At 34.7% G+C, this 18,631-nt stretch carries 17 protein-coding genes; 9 read left to right on the top strand and 8 right to left on the bottom strand.

What is annotated here, in order from left to right; translation table 11 throughout:
- Nucleotides 1-34: 34 nt before the first annotated feature.
- On the top strand, nt 35-313 hold the full coding sequence (locus BMY56_RS15515; RefSeq protein WP_091626280.1) for a TIGR03643 family protein: 279 nt from the start codon (nt 35-37) through the stop codon (nt 311-313).
- A gap of 14 nt (nt 314-327) precedes the next feature.
- On the opposite strand, the gene BMY56_RS15520 is transcribed toward BMY56_RS15515, so the two are convergent.
- Complete coding sequence (locus tag BMY56_RS15520) at nt 328-1,101, bottom strand: S1/P1 nuclease (RefSeq protein ID WP_091626282.1); 774 nt, start codon at nt 1,099-1,101, stop codon at nt 328-330.
- 89 nt (nt 1,102-1,190) lie between these two features.
- Between BMY56_RS15520 and BMY56_RS15525 the strand changes: the two genes are divergently transcribed.
- The 8 genes from BMY56_RS15525 to BMY56_RS15560 all read left to right on the top strand — a co-directional run bounded on the left by BMY56_RS15525 (nt 1,191) and on the right by BMY56_RS15560 (nt 12,005).
- Nucleotides 1,191-3,452 carry a transglycosylase domain-containing protein gene (locus tag BMY56_RS15525; protein WP_091626285.1) on the top strand — a complete coding sequence of 754 codons (2,262 nt, stop codon included), beginning with the start codon at nt 1,191-1,193 and terminating at the stop codon, nt 3,450-3,452.
- 86 nt (nt 3,453-3,538) lie between these two features.
- Entirely contained in the window at nt 3,539-4,390 is an 852-nt protein-coding gene (locus BMY56_RS15530; RefSeq protein ID WP_091626287.1) for an SPFH domain-containing protein, read from the top strand.
- A gap of 47 nt (nt 4,391-4,437) precedes the next feature.
- Nucleotides 4,438-4,605, top strand: a complete 168-nt coding sequence (locus tag BMY56_RS15535; protein WP_091626290.1) for a type II toxin-antitoxin system antitoxin — start codon at nt 4,438-4,440, stop codon at nt 4,603-4,605.
- A gap of 62 nt (nt 4,606-4,667) precedes the next feature.
- Entirely contained in the window at nt 4,668-6,866 is a 2,199-nt protein-coding gene (locus tag BMY56_RS15540; RefSeq protein ID WP_091626341.1) for a DUF5916 domain-containing protein, read from the top strand.
- Nucleotides 6,867-6,914: 48 nt separating this feature from the next.
- Entirely contained in the window at nt 6,915-9,113 is a 2,199-nt protein-coding gene (locus BMY56_RS15545) for a DUF5916 domain-containing protein (RefSeq protein ID WP_091626292.1), read from the top strand.
- 1 nt (nt 9,114) lies between these two features.
- Nucleotides 9,115-9,918, top strand: a complete 804-nt coding sequence (locus tag BMY56_RS15550) for a Cof-type HAD-IIB family hydrolase (RefSeq protein WP_091626294.1) — start codon at nt 9,115-9,117, stop codon at nt 9,916-9,918.
- A gap of 34 nt (nt 9,919-9,952) precedes the next feature.
- Nucleotides 9,953-11,230, top strand: coding sequence for a DUF819 family protein (locus tag BMY56_RS15555; protein WP_091626297.1), 1,278 nt, complete (start codon nt 9,953-9,955; stop codon nt 11,228-11,230).
- 79 nt (nt 11,231-11,309) lie between these two features.
- Nucleotides 11,310-12,005, top strand: coding sequence for a DUF4369 domain-containing protein (locus BMY56_RS15560; protein ID WP_091626299.1), 696 nt, complete (start codon nt 11,310-11,312; stop codon nt 12,003-12,005).
- Nucleotides 12,006-12,088: 83 nt separating this feature from the next.
- Here the strand turns inward: BMY56_RS15560 and BMY56_RS15565 are convergent, their stop codons facing one another.
- From BMY56_RS15565 to BMY56_RS18700, 7 genes are all read right to left on the bottom strand, one after another.
- Nucleotides 12,089-12,358 carry a hypothetical protein gene (locus BMY56_RS15565; protein WP_079512533.1) on the bottom strand — a complete coding sequence of 90 codons (270 nt, stop codon included), beginning with the start codon at nt 12,356-12,358 and terminating at the stop codon, nt 12,089-12,091.
- A 58-nt stretch (nt 12,359-12,416) separates the two neighbouring features.
- Nucleotides 12,417-13,385: a type I phosphomannose isomerase catalytic subunit gene (locus BMY56_RS15570; RefSeq protein WP_091626302.1), complete on the bottom strand. Its 969-nt coding sequence runs from the start codon at nt 13,383-13,385 to the stop codon at nt 12,417-12,419.
- A gap of 72 nt (nt 13,386-13,457) precedes the next feature.
- Nucleotides 13,458-13,865, bottom strand: a complete 408-nt coding sequence (locus BMY56_RS15575) for a 6-pyruvoyl trahydropterin synthase family protein (RefSeq protein ID WP_091626305.1) — start codon at nt 13,863-13,865, stop codon at nt 13,458-13,460.
- Nucleotides 13,855-14,394: an isopentenyl-diphosphate Delta-isomerase gene (gene idi, locus BMY56_RS15580; protein ID WP_091626308.1), complete on the bottom strand. Its 540-nt coding sequence runs from the start codon at nt 14,392-14,394 to the stop codon at nt 13,855-13,857. Before idi ends, BMY56_RS15575 begins: the two co-directional genes overlap by 11 nt.
- Nucleotides 14,395-14,464: 70 nt before the next feature.
- Nucleotides 14,465-15,388 (bottom strand): PorP/SprF family type IX secretion system membrane protein, encoded by a 924-nt coding sequence (locus BMY56_RS15585; protein ID WP_091626343.1) that lies wholly within the window; start codon nt 15,386-15,388, stop codon nt 14,465-14,467.
- Between the two features lie 35 nt (nt 15,389-15,423).
- Nucleotides 15,424-17,445 (bottom strand): T9SS type B sorting domain-containing protein, encoded by a 2,022-nt coding sequence (locus tag BMY56_RS15590; protein WP_245737241.1) that lies wholly within the window; start codon nt 17,443-17,445, stop codon nt 15,424-15,426.
- Between the two features lie 31 nt (nt 17,446-17,476).
- Nucleotides 17,477-18,631 (bottom strand): hypothetical protein (locus tag BMY56_RS18700; protein ID WP_177170986.1); only part of this gene is annotated, 1,155 nt, incomplete at its 5' end.

An 18,631-nucleotide genomic window follows, 5' to 3' on the forward strand; every position in this document is an offset into this window, starting at 1 on the left:
TCAAATAACAGCTGCTTAGTATCTTTACAATACTATGATAAAAGAATTCACAGAAAGAGAGTTAGACCGTATTATTGAAATGGCCTGGGAGGATCGCACACCTTTTGAAGCAATTACTTTTCAATTCGGTATTACCGAACAAGAAACTATTGAGGTGATGCGCCGTGAGATGAAACCTAGTAGTTTTCGAATGTGGCGCAAACGAGTTCAAGGCCGTACTACTAAACACGCCAAATTAAGAACTGATGATATTGATCGTTTTAGATGTTCTAGACAACGGAGTATCAGTGGAAATAAAATTTCAAAAAGATAAGCTGTATCTGTTACCTATTTAAACGTTTCATTCAAAACTGCAGCAAGACGTATGCCTCCTTTTTGTAATTGGTCTGCAACAGTATTCCACCAGTCATAACTATATCTATATCCTAATTTTTGGCCAGGTTCTACAGAACTATATACCTTTTCAGCCAATTGGTGCGACTCTTCTACCCAATCTAATAAACTTCCATCTTGTAAATACTTTACTTGTTGTTTAGACACTTCTGGATATTGAATAGCTAGCTCAGTAAAACTCATACCATTGTCATTAATCATATTTGAATCCCATACCCTATGTAAGTTAGTACCGTCACCAAACCATTGTAATTGTATGTCATTACCTCCCTTATCCTCTGCCCTACCCATATGCATTGGTTGATGTAAGTCACCGATAAGGTGAACTAAAAATTTCAAGTAGAAAGCTTTATCCTCTCTAGTACTGGTTTCATCTTTAATGATTTCTATACAGGTATTTATACCTTGCACTAAATCTCCATACTCATTTGGCTCAATTTCTGCATAGGTTTTATCGAAAGGAATATTTACATAATGCCAAGCACTAAATTTACTATAAGCACGGTCTGCCTTTATTTCATCACCAAAATTAGCCACAGCTGCCAAACTTTTACCATCTAGCAAATCTGCAATAGCACGCTTTGCTTTTTTACTCAGATGTTGCTCCGCAACTTCACCCACAACCCTATGGCCTGTTTTAGACCAAATCATATCATTTGCAAAAGTGAGGTTTGTTACTAGAAACAATAAAACCAATATATTCTTCATCGCTAAAAATTTGTCCAAAAATAGGATTTCATAGTTTAAGGTATTGTTAAAACTTCGGTAAGGTTAAATTTATATTAGAACTTGCAAACATGAAGAAAAAGAGAAATAAACCATCAAAACGAAAACTTTCTATTCTAAAAGTCATAGGCTTAGGAATTCTGGGGCTATTTACTTTTTTTTTACTTTTCATAGCAAGTATCAATTTGGGACTTTGGGGAAAAATTCCATCTAAAAAGGAACTTTCCAATTTCCAATATCAAATGGCATCAGAAGTATTTACTGCTGATAGTGTTCTTATTGGCAAGTATTACCTATATGACCGACAGCCTGTTGCTTTCGAAGAATTTCCTGAGCATTTGAAACAGGCTTTGATATCTATTGAAGACGAACGTTTTTATGACCACTCTGGTATAGATTTTAAAAGTTTGATTCGTGTGGGGTTAAAAACGATTCTCATGAATGATGATTCCGCTGGTGGAGGTAGTACATTGACTCAGCAGCTTGCTAAAAATCTTTACCCTAGAAAAGAACGGAACCAAACAAATATAGTAGTCGATAAGATTAAAGAAATGATTATAGCTAAAAGACTTGAGAAAATTTTCAATAAAGATGAAATATTAACCAATTACCTCAACACAGTATCTTTTGGAGATAACACGTTCGGTATTGAAAGTGCAGCATTAAAATTCTATAACACACGTACTAAAGATATTTCAACAGCGCAGGCTGCTACACTTGTGGGTATGCTAAAGGCTACCTATGGTTATAACCCAAGATTGTTTCCCGAAAGAAGTATTAGCAGACGTAATTTAGTTTTACGTGCTATGTATGGCAACAACTACATTTCAGAGGAACACGTATATCAGTTTACCCAAGAAGAACTTAAACTTGACTATCGAGAATTTGATTACAATGCAGGTATTGCTCCCTATTTCAGAGAAGAGGTACGTAAAGAAATGTTACGATGGGTAGCCGACCTAAATAATAATGGTTCCGATTACAACCTTTATACTTCTGGCCTAAAAATCTATACTTCCCTAAATTATAAAATGCAGAAATTGGCCGAAGGGGTAATGGTAGAACATATGACCAAATTGCAAAACGATTTCGAAAAGAGTTATGGCAAAAATGCTCCATGGATTAAGGATAAAAAATTGATGCAAAAAATCGCAAAAAGAACTTCTTCTTATAAAAAACTACAAAAAACGAACTTAGGACATGAACAAATTATAGATAGTCTTTATAAGGATAATAGAAAAAGAAACTTCATAGATTGGCAAGGTGATAATGAGGTAACGGCTAGTACCATGGATAGTATTCAACATTACACCAAATTTTTAAATACAGGCTCATTGACCATTGACCCTAATAATGGAGATATTTTGGTTTGGATTGGAGGTATAAATTTTAAACAATACAAATACGACCATATTTCACAAAGTAAACGTCAAGTAGGTTCTACTTTTAAACCTATCGTATATACTGCGGCATTAGAACAAGGTGTAGTGCCTTGTTCATATTTTTCTGCAGAAGAGGTTGAATATGATAATTTAAAGGGATGGTCGCCTGGTAATTCAGGAGATAAAGATGAAGCCTACCTAAATTATTCGATGGAAGAAGGCCTTAGCAATTCGGTTAATACAATTGCCGTTAAAGTTTTGGAGAAGGCTGGCATTAACAATGTATTGGATATGGCCAAAGATATGGGTATTGATGAAAAACTGCCCAATGAGGCGTCTATTGCTTTAGGAACAGGGGAAATAAAAATTATAGACTTAGCACAGGCATATACTAGTTATGTAAACAATGGTAAACACATAAAACCAAATTTAATTAAGCGTATTACGAATAACAAAGATTCAATATTAGTAGAATTCAAATCAAATTTAAGTTCTGAAGCTGCATTTTCAAAAGAGACGGGACAAATTATGATAGAAATGATGAAGTCAACGGTTAATTCGGGTACAGCTTCTAGATTACGAAGCACGTACGGGCTCAAAAATGACATGGCAGGTAAAACTGGAACTACCCAAAACAACAAAGATGCTTGGTTTGTTGCACTCACCCCTAGCCTTGTGCATTTAACTTGGGTTGGACTTGACCAACACGAAATCGGCTTTAGCAACACCAGTATTGGTCAAGGAGCAAATGCAGCTTTGCCTATGTTCGGACTTTGGATGAAACAACTAAATCAGAATAAAGACTTTGACAATTACACGAAAAGGAGTTTTCCAAAACCTTCAGCTTCCGTCATAGACGCTTTGAATTGCGATCCGGTAAAACGCGATGGATTCTTTAAGCGATTGTTTAAGAATCCAAATAAAAAGAAGACTAAAAAGTTTAATGGATAATATTAAAATTTCAAATTATAAAAATAAACACACCTTCTTTAAAATTATTTTAATATATTTATGATATCATTTTAATATCATAAATTATGAAAACAGAAAAAACTCACAGTGCACAGAATGGCTACGTAATGCTTTTTGTTGCTTTAGTTTTATTAATTGGAGGAATTGCACTTCTAAGAATTTATGTTGGTGCCTTTATGATAATTGCAGCATTAATTATGTGTGCAGGTTTTGTTCTAGTTAACCCAAATAGCTCACGAGTTTTACTTTTATTTGGAAAATATGTAGGTACAATTAAAGAAAATGGACTGTTCTGGGTAAATCCCTTATACACTAAAAAGAGAATTTCATTAAGAGCAAGTAATTTCGATAGTGAACGATTAAAGGTTAATGACAAATTAGGCAACCCTATAATGATCAGTACTATTTTAGTCTGGCGAGTGACCGATACCTATAAAGCTGCTTTTGATGTTGATGATTATCAAAATTTTGTGCGAGTACAAACAGATGCTGCAGTTCGCAAACTTGCGAGTATGTATCCTTATGATAATTTTGCAGATGAAGGCCTAGACGAGGATATTACTTTAAGGTCAAGTGTTAACGAAGTAAGTGAAGCGCTAGAACAAGAAGTTCAAGAACGTCTATCTATGGCTGGCATAGAAGTACTAGAAGCTCGTATTGGCTATTTAGCTTATGCGCAAGAAATAGCAAATGCTATGTTGAAAAGACAACAAGCTACTGCCATTGTGGCCGCTAGACATAAAATAGTTGAAGGGGCCGTTAGCATGGTAGAAATGGCTTTAGAAGAATTGAGTAAAAAAGATTTGGTAGCTTTAGACGATGAACGAAAATCTGCTATGGTTAGCAATCTTATGGTTGTGCTTTGTTCTGATAAGGATGTGTCGCCAATTGTAAATACAGGAAGCTTGAATCACTAAGATGATAACTGTTATTAAGTCTGGTAACCTAAACGCTTAATTTTTAAATGAGTAAGAAAAAACCTTTTGCATTACGGGTAAATGAAGAAATGCTGCAGGCTATTGAAAAATGGGCTGCAGATGAGTTTCGGAGCACCAATGGGCAAATTGAGTGGATGCTAATGAAGAGCTTAAAAGAGGCTAAAAGGGAACCTAAAGAAAATAAAGCAGAATAAGTTTAGCATTTATTTAACTAAACAAAAACTTAAATTTGGCCAACCAACAAATTACCGCCAAAATGGCCAAATACATTAGCACACTAGTGCTTTTTCTTTTTTGCTTTCTTAGTAGCGCCCAAACAACCAACAAATCATTTGTTGTAAAGCAAATTAACGCTACCATAGAACCAGATGGTATTCTTGATGAAACTTATTGGGAAACTGCCGATTCAGCCAATGAATTCTGGGAATATTTTCCATTAGACTCTATACAGGCTAGAAAGCAGACCGAAATAAAAATGTTATATGATGATGATAACCTTTACATCGGTATAACCGTTTACACTGCAGGTAAAGATTATGCAATACAGTCCTTAAAAAGAGATTTTAGAGCAGGTAATAGCGATAATATAACTTTACTATTCGACACCTTCAATGATGGTAATAATGCATTTCTATTTGGAATTAATCCTTACGGCGTAAGACGTGAAGGTTTAGTTTCTGGCGGTGGATTAAATTTAAATGGCTTTACCATTTCATGGGATGTTAAATGGAGGGGAGATGCTAAAATTTATGATGGTTACTACACAGCCGAAATGGTGATTCCATTAACCGCCTTCAAATTTAAGGAAGGTGAAACCAAATGGAGATTCAACAGCTATCGATTTGACACCCAATCTAACGAGAATAGTACTTGGATGAATATTCCACAAAATCAAAATATTTATGGCTTAACCTTTATGGGCGATATGGTTTTTGAAAAACCTTTAGGTAAATATCGAACTCCACTAGCCTTCATTCCTTATATTAACATGATTACTCAGAAGGACTTTGAATTGAACGAACCTACTACCAATATTAAGTTTGGTGGAGATGTCAAAATTCCTATTGGTAATAGTATGAATTTAGATATAACCGTAAATCCAGATTTTTCTCAAGTAGAAGTAGATGACCAAGTAACTAACTTAACTCGTTTTGAAGTATCACTGCCAGAAAAAAGACAATTTTTTGTCGATAACAGTGACCTGTTCGGAAGTTTTGGAGGTGGGAGAGATGCAAATCCGTTCTTTTCTCGCAGAATCGGTATCGCAAAGGATACTGCAGATAATTCAATAGAAAACAAAATTATTGGAGGTGTTCGTTTAAGTGGAAAGGTGAACAAATCACTTAGATTAGGATTCTTGAACCTACAAACGGCTGAAGATCTTGACTTAAACATTGCTTCAAATAACAATACTATGCTTGCTTTACAGCAAACTGTATTTGGCCGTTCAAATATTGGTATGTTCTTTATTAATAGAGAAACTTTTAAGGATTATGAATTTCAAGTCCCGGAAGACCGCTACAATAGGGTTGCAGGTTTAGATTACAACCTTATTTCAGACAATAATGTCTGGAACGGTAAATTCTATCTTCATAAATCTTTTGCTCACAATTCAGGTAACCAAGACTATTCATCTGGTGCCTTTCTTCAATATAATTCTAGAAATTGGAACTTTTTTGAAGACATAGCTTATGTAGGGGAAGATTTTAGATCTGATCTTGGCTTTATTCGTAGAACTGATATTATTAAAACGGCTACAATGTTCGAGCGTATTTTTTGGCCAGAGGATAGTGCCTTGCAAACCCATAGTTTTAAATTTTTCCCAATCATAACATGGAGTCCTGATAATGACTTCCAAAACACTGACCGTGAATTAATGAGTTCTTGGGAATCTAAATTCACAGATCTATCAGAAATTAATGTGAAATATAATAATTCTTACACTTATCTTTTTGATGAGTTTGACCCGACCAATATTGATGGAGCAATACCCTTACCAGGTGAATTAGGATATTATTACAATAGCATTTCCTTAGAATATAAATCTGATAGTAGAAAAAGGTTTGCATATGCTATTCAACCAGAAATGGGGAGTTTCTTTAATGGTGACCGCTTTTCTATAGAAGGACAAATGTTTCTAAGGTTCCAACCCAAGGTGTTTTTATCTTTGGCTATAAACTACGATAAAATCACCTTACCTGCACCTTACTCTAGCGCAGACATTTGGCTGATTAGCCCTAAAATAGATGTTACATTTAGTAAGTCGGTGTTTTGGTCAACATTGGTTCAATACAGTAACCAACGCGATAATCTTGGCGTAAATTCTAGATTACAATGGCGTTTTGCACCTTTATCTGATTTGTTCATTGTGTATAATGACAACTATTTTGTGAATTCATTTGAACCAAAGTATCGATCGATAAATCTAAAATTCACGTATTGGTTGAATATATAATTATAAAACTACCCAAGAGATTATGATAATTTTAAAGAGAACTACATTATGAAAAAAGTGTCCCTTAGTTTTATATTCTCATTTTTCTCATTAATTATTTTTTGTCAAGAGGAGGTTAAATCCTTTACCGTTAAATTTATTGAAGAAAGTATTATTGCAGATGGCGCTTTGGACGAACCTATTTGGGAATTTGCAGAAAGTGCAAATGAATTGTGGGAATATTTCCCTTTAGATTCTATACAGGCAAGAGAGCAATCAGAAATTAAGATGCTTTATGACGACAAAAACCTTTATATCGCTATTAAGGCAAGTTCTGTTGGCAAGAACTATTCACTACAATCTTTAAAACGAGATTTTAGAGGAAGCGGAAGTGACAGTTTTTCATTGGTATTTGACACTTTCAATGATGGCACAAATGCATTTTTATTTGGTATAAATCCTTACGGAGTTCGCAGAGAGGCCTTAATTTCAAACGGAGGGGGAGATCGGCGTGATTTTAATCTTTCTTGGGATGTAAAATGGAAAGGTGATGCCAAAATGTATGATGGTTATTTTACCGCAGAAATGATTATCCCTTTTACCTCTCTGAAGTTTGAGGAAGGCTCCAAAAAATGGCGGTTTAATAGTTACAGGGTAGATACCCAATCTAATGAACGCAGTACTTGGACAAGGATTCCACAAAACCAATTAATTTATAATTTGGCTTTTATGGGAGATATGATTTTTGAAAAGCCTTTGGGTAAATCAAGAACTCCATTGGCTATAATACCCTATATCAATACACTTTCACAAAAAGATTTTACCAATAATGAAAGTTTAAACGATTTTAATTTTGGAGGAGATGTAAAGGTATCGGTAGGCAACAGCCTTAACCTAGACATTACGGTAAATCCAGATTTTTCACAAGTAGAGGCAGACGATCAAGTAACGAACCTAACCCGATTTGAAGTCTCTTTACCCGAAAAAAGGCAATTTTTTATTGATAATAATGACCTTTTTGCAGGCTTTGGTGATCAACGAGATGCTAACCCCTTCTTCTCTAGGCGTATTGGAATCGCCGAAGACACCGCAGGCAACACCATTGAAAATAAAATTATCGGGGGTTTAAGACTAAGCGGTAAACTCACAAAAGATTTACGTGTAGGCCTATTGAATATTCAAACTGCTGAAGACCGCGTAAATGAAATTGCATCTAACAATAATACAATGATTGCGTTGCAGCAAAGGGTATTTTCTAGATCCAATATTGGTATGTTTTTCATTAACAAGCAATCATTTAAAGAATATGATTTTGTTACTCGTGAAGATGAATTTAATAGAGTTTTAGGCCTTGACTATAATTTAGCCTCAAAACAAAACCGATGGAACGGTAAGTTCTTTGCCCATAAATCATTTAGCCCCGATGATAATGTAGGTAATATAGCAAGCGGAATGAATATGCGCTATAACGCTAGAAACTATAACTTTTACAGTAAAACCGTTTATGTGAATGAAGATTTTTCATCTGATTTAGGTTTTGTACGAAGAACCGATATATTTAAAGGAATTTTAAGTGCACAACGTGTCTTTTGGCCTAAAAGTGGTCCTATTCAAAATCATGCTTTTGAAATATTTCCCATATTTATTTGGAGCCCAAAAAATAATTTCCAGAATACAGATTATGAATTTAGAAGTGCATGGTCCGTTAATTTTAACAACCAATCTCAGGCTGAATTAGGTATGTCCAATAACTACACCTACTTATTCGATTCATTTGATCCTACGGATACTGATGGAGCCACACCTATACCAGGAAATGAAGGTTACCATTACAATAATGTTAGAGCAAATTATCAATCTGATATGCGTAAAATTTTCTCCTACAGTGCAGAAACAACTTTAGGTCGTTTTTTTAACGGAGATAGAGTTTCATTAGAAACCAAAATGACTTTACGAATTCAACCTAAGGCTTTCATATCCATATTATTGAATTATGACCAAATAACTTTACCTGATCCATATCCTAGCGCAGACATATGGCTTATAAGTCCGAAAATAGACCTTACTTTTAGTAAATCTATATTTTGGTCGACTTTAATTCAATATAGCAACCAACGCGATAACCTTGGTTTCAACTCTAGACTTCAATGGCGTTTTGCTCCTTTATCTGATTTGTTCATTGTGTATAATGACAATTATTTCGTGAATTCTTTTGAACCAAAATATAGGTCCATAAATCTTAAATTCACGTATTGGTTAAATATTTAAAATGAGATATAAAATTCTGTGTTCTGATTTAGATGGAACATTACTTTCCACTAAGAGCGATGTTTCAACATATGCCATCGAACAGATCAACAAGATTAAGAATGATACGCGTATTATTTTAGTTTCGGCCAGAATGCCAAATGCAATGAGATATATTCAAGAAAGTTTAGGCATCACCAATCAAACTATCATATGCTATAATGGTGCTCTTGTCTTATCTGGACAACAAGAATTAAATTCTGTAGTTATTCCTATTAATTTATTAAAGGAAATCTATAGTATCTGTATTGATTTAGATGCTGATTTAGGTCTTTATTACTCTAATGAATGGTATGTACCCAAAACTTCTATAAGGGTGGAAAAAGAAACGAAATACACCAAAACGACACCTACATTTGAATCAACTTCTACAACTTTGTCGAATTGGGAACAAAGAAAAATTGGTGCACATAAAATCATGTTAATGTGTACTAAAGAGAGTGCAGATAAATTAATGCCCCGGCTAAAAGAAAAATTTAGCGATGAGCTAAATCTTTATCGTTCTAACGATACTCTAATCGAGATTGCTCCAAAATCCGTTTCAAAACTTTCGGCCATAAAATTAGTAATGGATAGCAATGAGTCATTAGAAGATATAATTGCTTTTGGTGATAACTATAATGATATAGAAATGCTTGAAAATGTTGGTTTCGGTGTGGCTGTTGAAAATGCTCGTGAAGAAGTTAAAGCGATTTCTAAGTATGTCACTTTAAAAAACACCGAAGACGGCGTTGCCCATTTTATTGAAGAACACTTGGTTAATTAACTATATTTGAAAATAGCAACTCACCAAAATATTTATGCACTACCTACTAGCTTCACCATTAATTAGCAATGATACCGTAGTCTTTGGATTGCTTGCACTTTGTTTAGGTTTTATTTTTTACACTTCTAGCTTAAAAACCGGTTTTTGGAGCAAGTTCTATTCTATAGTACCCGCAGTACTTATGTGCTATCTATTACCTGCAATACTTACTAGTACAGGTATAATTTCAGATGAAATTTCCAATTTATATTTTATGGCAAGTAGATACTTACTGCCAGCTGCATTAGTGTTAATGACATTAAGCATAGATATAAAAGCGATTTCCAATTTAGGTTCAAAAGCCATCATAATGTTCTTGACAGGTAGTGTCGGTATTATTATTGGCGGTCCTATTGCTATACTCATTGTTTCTATATTTTCACCTGATACCGTTGGCGGAAATGATTTTGACGCCATCTGGAGAGGCCTTTCTACCATTGCCGGTAGTTGGATCGGTGGCGGAGCTAACCAAGCCGCAATGCTTGAAATATTTCAATACAATCCTGAAAAGTATGGTGGTATGGTATTGATAGATATTGTTGTGGCCAATGTTTGGATGGCAATAGTTTTATTAGGAGTAGGTAAAACAAAACAAATTGACAAATGGTTAAAAGCCGATACTACAGCGATTGAAACCTTAAGAATAAAAGTTACCGAGTTTACTGAAAAAATAACACGTGTACCTACTTTAAACGATTATATGATAATGCTTTCTTTAGCATTTACTGCCGTTGGTATCGCTCATTTCTTCGGAGATGAAATAAGCACGTTTTTAACTAGTAATTTTGAAGCAGTTAGCAACCAAAAAAGTTTTCTATCTTTCTTAGGCTCTAGTTTCTTTTGGATGGTAGTTATCGCTACTGGTTTGGGTATTGCACTCTCATTTACCAAAGCCAAAAACTATGAAGGTGCCGGCGCAAGTAAAATTGGCGGAATGTTCATTTATATTTTAGTTGCTACTATAGGCATGAAAATGGATTTAGGTAAGGTTCTTGAAAATCCTGGCCTAATTGTAGTTGGTTTTATTTGGATAAGCATACATGCCGCACTCATGATTTTGGTAGCGAAATTGATTAAAGCACCTTATTTCTTTCTAGCAGTAGGTAGCCAAGCCAATGTTGGTGGCGCAGCTTCAGCACCTGTAGTGGCAGCTGAATTTCATCCGTCATTAACTTCTGTTGGTGTGCTATTAGCTGTTTTAGGTTATGTTGTCGGAACTGGCGGAGCATTACTTTGTGCCTATTTAATGGAGGTTGCCTCAAAATTGCAATAACCATATTTTTAATAACAAATTAATAGTAGCCAATCATTTCTATTAAAATTTATAGATATTTGCGGCCTAAATTATACGAATGAAAAGATTAATAATTGTTTTAGTTTCTATGCTAGTGTTAAGTTCTTGTGGCGATAACGCAGAAGAAGCATTAATTGTAACGGGTAAAATTAAAGGACTAAAAAAAGGTATGCTTTATCTACAACATGTACCTGATTCTGTTTTAGTTACGGTTGACTCTTTAGCAATAAATGGTGATGGTAATTTTACTTTTAAGAGTAAATTGGAAAGTCCTGAAGTGTATTATCTATATTTAGACAAGAAAGATTATAATGACATTAATGACCGAATCACTTTTTTTGCTGAACCTGGTACTATTACCATAAATACAGATTGGAATACTTTTGATACTACCGCAAAAATTTCGGGTTCTAAAAGTCATGAAAAATTAGAGGAGTATAGAATGACCATGTCTGGTATCAATATGAGAAATATTGAAATCATGATGAACGCTGCACAACCTGAAAATCAATTATCTCAAGTAAGTATCGATTCTTTAGAAAATATCAGTAATAGAAATTTACAAAGAGGTTATGCTTTTGCTATCAACTTTGCACTCAACAATAAAAATTCATTTATAGCACCGTATATCGCTTTAAAAGAAATACCAGATGCAAATGTCAAATATTTAGATTCCATTTATAGTGTTCTTTCACCCGAAGTTGCGGGCTCAAAATATGGCGAGGAGTTGGCCGTATTGTTGAAAAAAAAATAATAGTATTCACAAAACAGTTTGAAACAAAAAAGCACCCTATTAATAGGATGCTTTTTTTATTGATTCAAAATAGAAATTTTAACTTAAGCTAACTTGTTAAGTTTTTCTACTAATTTATTAGCTTTAGTTTCCAAATCATTTCTTACTTCATTGAAATGAGCCTTCTTGTTTTCAACTTTACTTTCGTTCACCTTAACGATAAGTTCATCAAAATTCGAAATAGCTTCATCTATAATAGCTGAACCTTCTTTAGAATTGTTCTTTCCGTTTGCAGCATCTACTATATAAACACCCTCGATAATGTCACCAAGAACATTATTAATATCTTTCTTTAAATTTTTTATACTTGCCATTACTAATTATTTTTTTGCAAAAATACAAAATTTGAGTTCCTGAAGAGTAAATTATACTCTAAATAGTCACTTCTAGAAGTTTAGCCGCTTTAGATTGTAATGAAATCTTTTTGGTAATAGCAGGTAACAGCACTGTTTCTCCCTTTTTAATAGATACTTCGCCTTCTGCAGTTTTTATTACCGCTTTGCCACCAACACACATAAATATGGTAAATGAATCACGTTTTGTAGTATCTAGCTCAAGGTTTTCCGTTAGTTGAATGAAACTTGTTTTAAAATAAGGACAGTCCACCATTTCGCTGACTTTATTTAATTCTTGGCTATAAGTAACTTTAAAATCGTCCTTTTTTTTATAATCTACCGCATCAAGGGCAAGCTCTGTATGCAATTCGCGCAGATTACCTTCTTTGTCTTTACGATTAAAATCGAACACACGGTAGGTTACATCTGAAGTCTGCTGGATCTCTGCCAACATCACTCCCGCACCAATTGCGTGAATTTTTCCGGTATTTATAAAAAATGTATCTCCTTCTTTAACCTGTTCATAATTAAGAAGGTCCAATAGTGTATCATTATCAATACTTTTTGCATACTCTTCTTTAGTGACATCTTTATTGAACCCTACTATCAATTCTGCCTTTGGGTCAGCATCCATTATATACCACATTTCCGTTTTACCGAAAGAATCGTGACGTTCTTTGGCCAAATCATCGTTAGGATGCAATTGTATTGACAAATCTTGCTTGGCGTCAATGAACTTAATTAATATTGGAAATTCTTTTCCAAACCTTTCCACGACACTTTTACCTAATAGTTCTTCACTATTAGATTCAATTAAGTCTTGTAACGATTTACCTTCTAAAATGCCATTTGCGATTACAGAAATATCTCCTTTAACCGTAGACAACTCCCAACTCTCGCCGGTAATTTCGCTCTCAATCGGTTTACCTAGTACTTCTTTAAGTTTTGTGCCACCCCAGAGTCTTTCTTTAAGAATTGGTCTGAATTTAAGCGGGTATAAGGTCATAATTTAAATTTTAAAAAATCTTAATCCAATAACGTAAAATAAAGAATTTTCTTACATTATATTACGAAAAAATTACCCGGAAAATGTTACGAAATTTCTTGGTGTTTCATAAAGAACAATTTCCAAGTCATTCGAAGAAGAAATATGAGGTCTCAATTTTCTCCAAATAACTACAGCTATATTTTCGGCAGTTGGGTTTAAATTTTTAAACTCCTCTACTTCTATATTAAGATTTTTATGGTCAAGGTAATCTTCAATCTCTTGTTTGATTAAATCTTTTAACACCTTCATATCCATAACAAAACCTGTATCTGAATCAATCTCCCCAGTAACACTTACTATTAATTCATAGTTGTGACCATGGAAATTTGGATTGTTGCATTTACCAAAAATTTCGGTATTCTTTGCGTCATCCCATTCTTTTCTATACAATCGATGTGCCGCATTAAAATGAGCTTTCCTACTAACCTTAACTTTCATTGTTCGCTGTTGTATTAAATAAATGTTGGTAGAATTTTTCAAAAATAATTTTAAACCAGACCGTATATTCCTTAGGGTTATTGGTAATATCTTTTTTAACCAATTCTGGTGACATCCATTTCCAAGCCTCTACTTCTTCGGGGTTAATTTTTGGCTCTGTATTAAAATTCCCAATCATTACATGATCATACTCATGCTCGGTTAAGCCATTATCGAATGGAGCTTTGTAAATAAAGGAGAAAAGTTCTTTTAATTCTGCCTCAAAGCCCATTTCTTCTTGAAGTCTTCGCTTACCGGCATCTAAATTCGATTCACCTACCCTTTGGTGACTACAACACGTGTTAGTCCATAATAAGGGTGAATGATATTTTGATGCTGCACGTTGCTGTAACATTATTTCACCATCGTCATTTACAATAAAAACTGAAAATGCCCTGTGAAGTAAAGCTTTTTCGTGAGCTTCCATTTTAGGCATGGTACCAATCTGTTCGTTTTCTTGATTTACAAGAATTACCTCTTCTTCCTTCATTAGGTAAAAATAAGGCGTTTAACTTATTCTACGAAAAGTAGAACATATAATATTACGTTAATAGATTAATCTAGAAGAATCGGGGAGATTTCAAATTATTTTTAGTGGAAATAAAGTCATATCTGAAAATTACTTCAAAAGAACCGTCGTTAAAGGCTGCATTACCTAACTCTGTTGTTTCTTTATCGTAAGCAATACCTATTAAGAACTTATTTGAAATATTAAACCCAGCCATAGCACTAATTGCAGCATCCCATCTGTAACCTGCACCAATAATAAATTTGTCATTCAGCATGAAATTCGCTGATAAATCTACTTGTAAAGGTGCTCCCGTTACCACCTTAGTAAGTAATGTCGGCTTAAATTTTACAAATTCATTCAAATCCCAAACATACCCTGTTATAAGGTATAAATTCATTTGCTCTTTTGCAGTTGATAAATTAGTCTCTTGAAAATGTGTTGTTTCTAAGAAACGTGGGACTGATAATCCTAAATAAAATTTATTGGTATGATAATATACTCCTGCACCTATATTAGGTGAAAGCCTATTATCAATATCTTGCTGTAAGGTTGGGTCTGTTGAATATTGATTTAATTCTGAAAATCTAATATCTAACAAATTAGCACTTGCCTTAAGTCCAAAACTCAACCTACCTTCTGTCGATGTCCATACGGTATATGAAAAATCTACGTCAAAATTAGTTTCTGATGTCGGTCCTATTTCATCATTTACAATCGACAAACCTAAACCTACTCCTCTATATCCTATAGGCGAATGAATATTAAAAGTTTGTGTTGTTGGTGCGCCATCTAAACCTACCCATTGTGATCTATGTAGTGCAGCAATACTAATGTGCCCTCTTGAACCGGCATAACCAGGATTTACACTTACCGTATTATACATATACTGAGTATATTGCGCATCTTGCTGGCCATAAGAAAATATACCAAAACAGAATGTCACGATAGCGACAATCTGTTTTAAAATGCTCATTTTATTTATGGTTATATGTGATTTCAACATTCTTCTTATCTATTAATATATATGTAACCAGAAAGTGATTTTGTTTCCCCGTTGGGTAATTCATAATCTAGAATATAGAAATAGGTACCTACCGGCAGTTTACTATCAGCATCTACTGTTACCCTCCCTTCAGATGTGCCATTAAAAACATTCCCTTCTGTATTATATGCTCTGGTCATATAAACTGACACACCCCATCTGTTATAGATTTTTAATGTATTATTTGGATAGTTTTGTAAGCCAGATATTCTTAATTCATCATGAATACCATCACCGTTAGGTGTAATAACGTTGAAAACTTCAATTTCTTCTTCTAGCTGACCTAAATCTGAATCTAAATAGTTTGGAATACCATCATCATCTGAGTCATCATCAAGATAATTACCGTTAAGGTTTATATCCTCATCAATAGTTTCTATACCATCGTCATCATCATCTGTGTCTCTATAATCAGATTCTTCATCGCCATCTGTATTTGGTAATTGCGAATATGGATTATCAATTTCGTCGTTCACATCTGTGTCTACAGAAATAGAACCTTCAAATCCGTCATCTAGACCATCATTATCCTTATCGGATCCTATTCTTACCACATCTGCAATACCATCTTGGTTATGATCATGACCTTCTATTTCGTCAAGAATATTGTCATTATCACTGTCTTCATCTAAATAATCAGGAAGATTGTCTCCATCGGTATCTACTGGAAAAATCCCCATTAAACCGTTTGTTTCATAAGCATCATCCAAACCATTATTATTTGCATCAATGCCTGAAGGTGCAATATATTCTGCTGTTGCCTGAGCTTCAACGTTATCTGGTATGCCATCACCATCACTATCAATATCTAGGTAGTCTGGAAAACCGTCACCATCAGAATCTGTAGGATCTGTAGCAGGATCATTATCTCCATCTAAATTCAAATCTTCAAAACTATCTACAATACCATCATCATCGCTATCCATATCAACACCTAAAGGATTAATTATTATGGTTATTGTTGATGTACTGCAATTACCTAAAGCATCACAAACCGTATAATCAAAAGCGTCTGTTCCTAAATAATTATTATTTGGAAAATAGGTAGGTATATCATCTGATGGATCATTAGGAGTACCATTGTCCTCTACAGTTATCGAACCATTAGTAGGTTGGGTAACACTAAAAGTTCCGATAATTGGTAAATCATTATCATTATTTTGCCAAGCATCAATAGTTCTAATCTCATTAATATCTATGGCAATAGAGTCATCGTTTGTATCTAGTATTGGTAAAATTTCTATAGTAACCGTCTCTGTACTACAGTCTCCATAACTATTACAAACAGTGTAGTCAAAACTATCCGTACCATTAAAATCTAAATCAGGAGTATACGTAACAGTATCATCTAATGGATTATTTGGTGTACCACCATCATCTATTGTAACTGTTCCATTAACCGGATCGGTAGTTGTTAGCGCACCTATGTTAGGTAAATCTGCATCATTTGCATAAATATCAATGATTACAGGAACTTCTTCATCCGTAGTTACTAAATCATCTTCCAAATCGGCTGCTTCAGGTAAACAAACGACCGTGAAATTAGGAAGACTAAACGTATTGCCCGCCTTGGTTACCAGTGCCGTGTATTTCACAACCGCATCTGTAGCAATAACCATTGGCCTCAATTGATCTCCACTAACTGGAGGATTCCAGCTTACCGATGCAGTGCTTGGCACATTAGAAGTAACATCCATAGTCACTTCATTATTTGGATTATTACAATCGGTAACTATAAAATAGCCCGTCGCATTAGACCCACATAAAGTACCATCATAAGTAGCAAAATAAATACCTGGCTGTGTTACCTCATAATAGGAATCTGTACCAAGCACTGTTGCCGTATCCGAAGCTTCATACCATCGAAAGTTATTTTGATCACTATCTGTTGGTGCCTGAAGTAAAAACTGGGCATTGGATACCAAAACTCCCAGTATTGTAGTAACAATACTGAGAAATATGGTTTTATATAGATGCGTTTTTTTCAAATCGATTTGGGATCTATTCTTTAATGGCTATTTATTGAGCAACAAACACAACATTAATCAATGTGTTATAGTCTGTTGGACTTGCTATAACATCATATGTCATTACTCCAACATTGTTTACACTAACATTAGCAAATACTGCAGGATCATAATACGTTACGTAATAGTACAACTCGTTATTTGCATATGTTGGTATTGCTACCGGTGCCCCTGCACTAACTACAGTCGGCGTACCATATTGAGCAAGATATTCTGCATGTAAATCGATTGTTCTACCTGTACCCGTTGTAGCTACATCTACCTCTATTGAAGGTGGATAAAATATATCTGGTCTTGTATTCGCAATTACATAAGGTGTAGCTGTACTACCATCGCCAGTTACACTAATATCGGTACCAGCTGTTACCACCGTTGGGTCTGCAGAAGGAACTGATAGATTATAGTTAATTCCACTAGGGGTAACTGTTACCGAACCATCTGTTGATGTTATAGTCTGTATTTCATTTGAAGCATTTGAATCGGCATCACGAATGTCTATCGTTGTATTTGTACCATCGTTAATCTGAATCTCAACGCTCTCATTAGCAATAACTACAGCACTTGTTAAGTTCTGGTCATCGGTATCAACATATGCACTCAAGTCTACTGTACCACCATCCTCTAATGTTAAGATATTTCCGGCTGCTAAAGTCAAGGCTTGGTCATCGGTACTGCCTGCTGCTAATTCTGCTAGCGCGCCCTCTACTTCTGTTGATGTAAAGTTACCTGCTGCATCGGTAATAGCAACCTCTGCTCCGGTTTGATTATCCGTATTGTCTAAAAAGGCGGTTAAGTCTACTGTTCCCCCATCCTCTAAAGTCAATATGTTACCTGCTGCTAAAGTCAAGGCTTGATCATCTGTTCCTGCTGCGGCTAATACTGTGGTGAAGTCTACAGTTTGTGTCCCTCCATCTTCCAAGGTTAAGGTCAATACATTAGTGGTATTATCTAAACTGAAAGTTGTAATCGTTTGATTATCCGTATTGTCTAAAAAGGCGGTTAAGTCTACTGTTCCACCATCTTCTAAGGTCAATATGTTACCTGCTGCCAATGTCAATGCCTGATCATCTGTTCCTGCTGCGGCTAATACTGTTGTGAAGTCTACTGTTTGTGTACCTCCATCTTCCAAGGTTAAGGTCAATACATT

The sequence above is a fragment of the Maribacter orientalis genome, from assembly GCF_900109345.1.
GTDB lineage: Bacteria > Bacteroidota > Bacteroidia > Flavobacteriales > Flavobacteriaceae > Maribacter > Maribacter orientalis.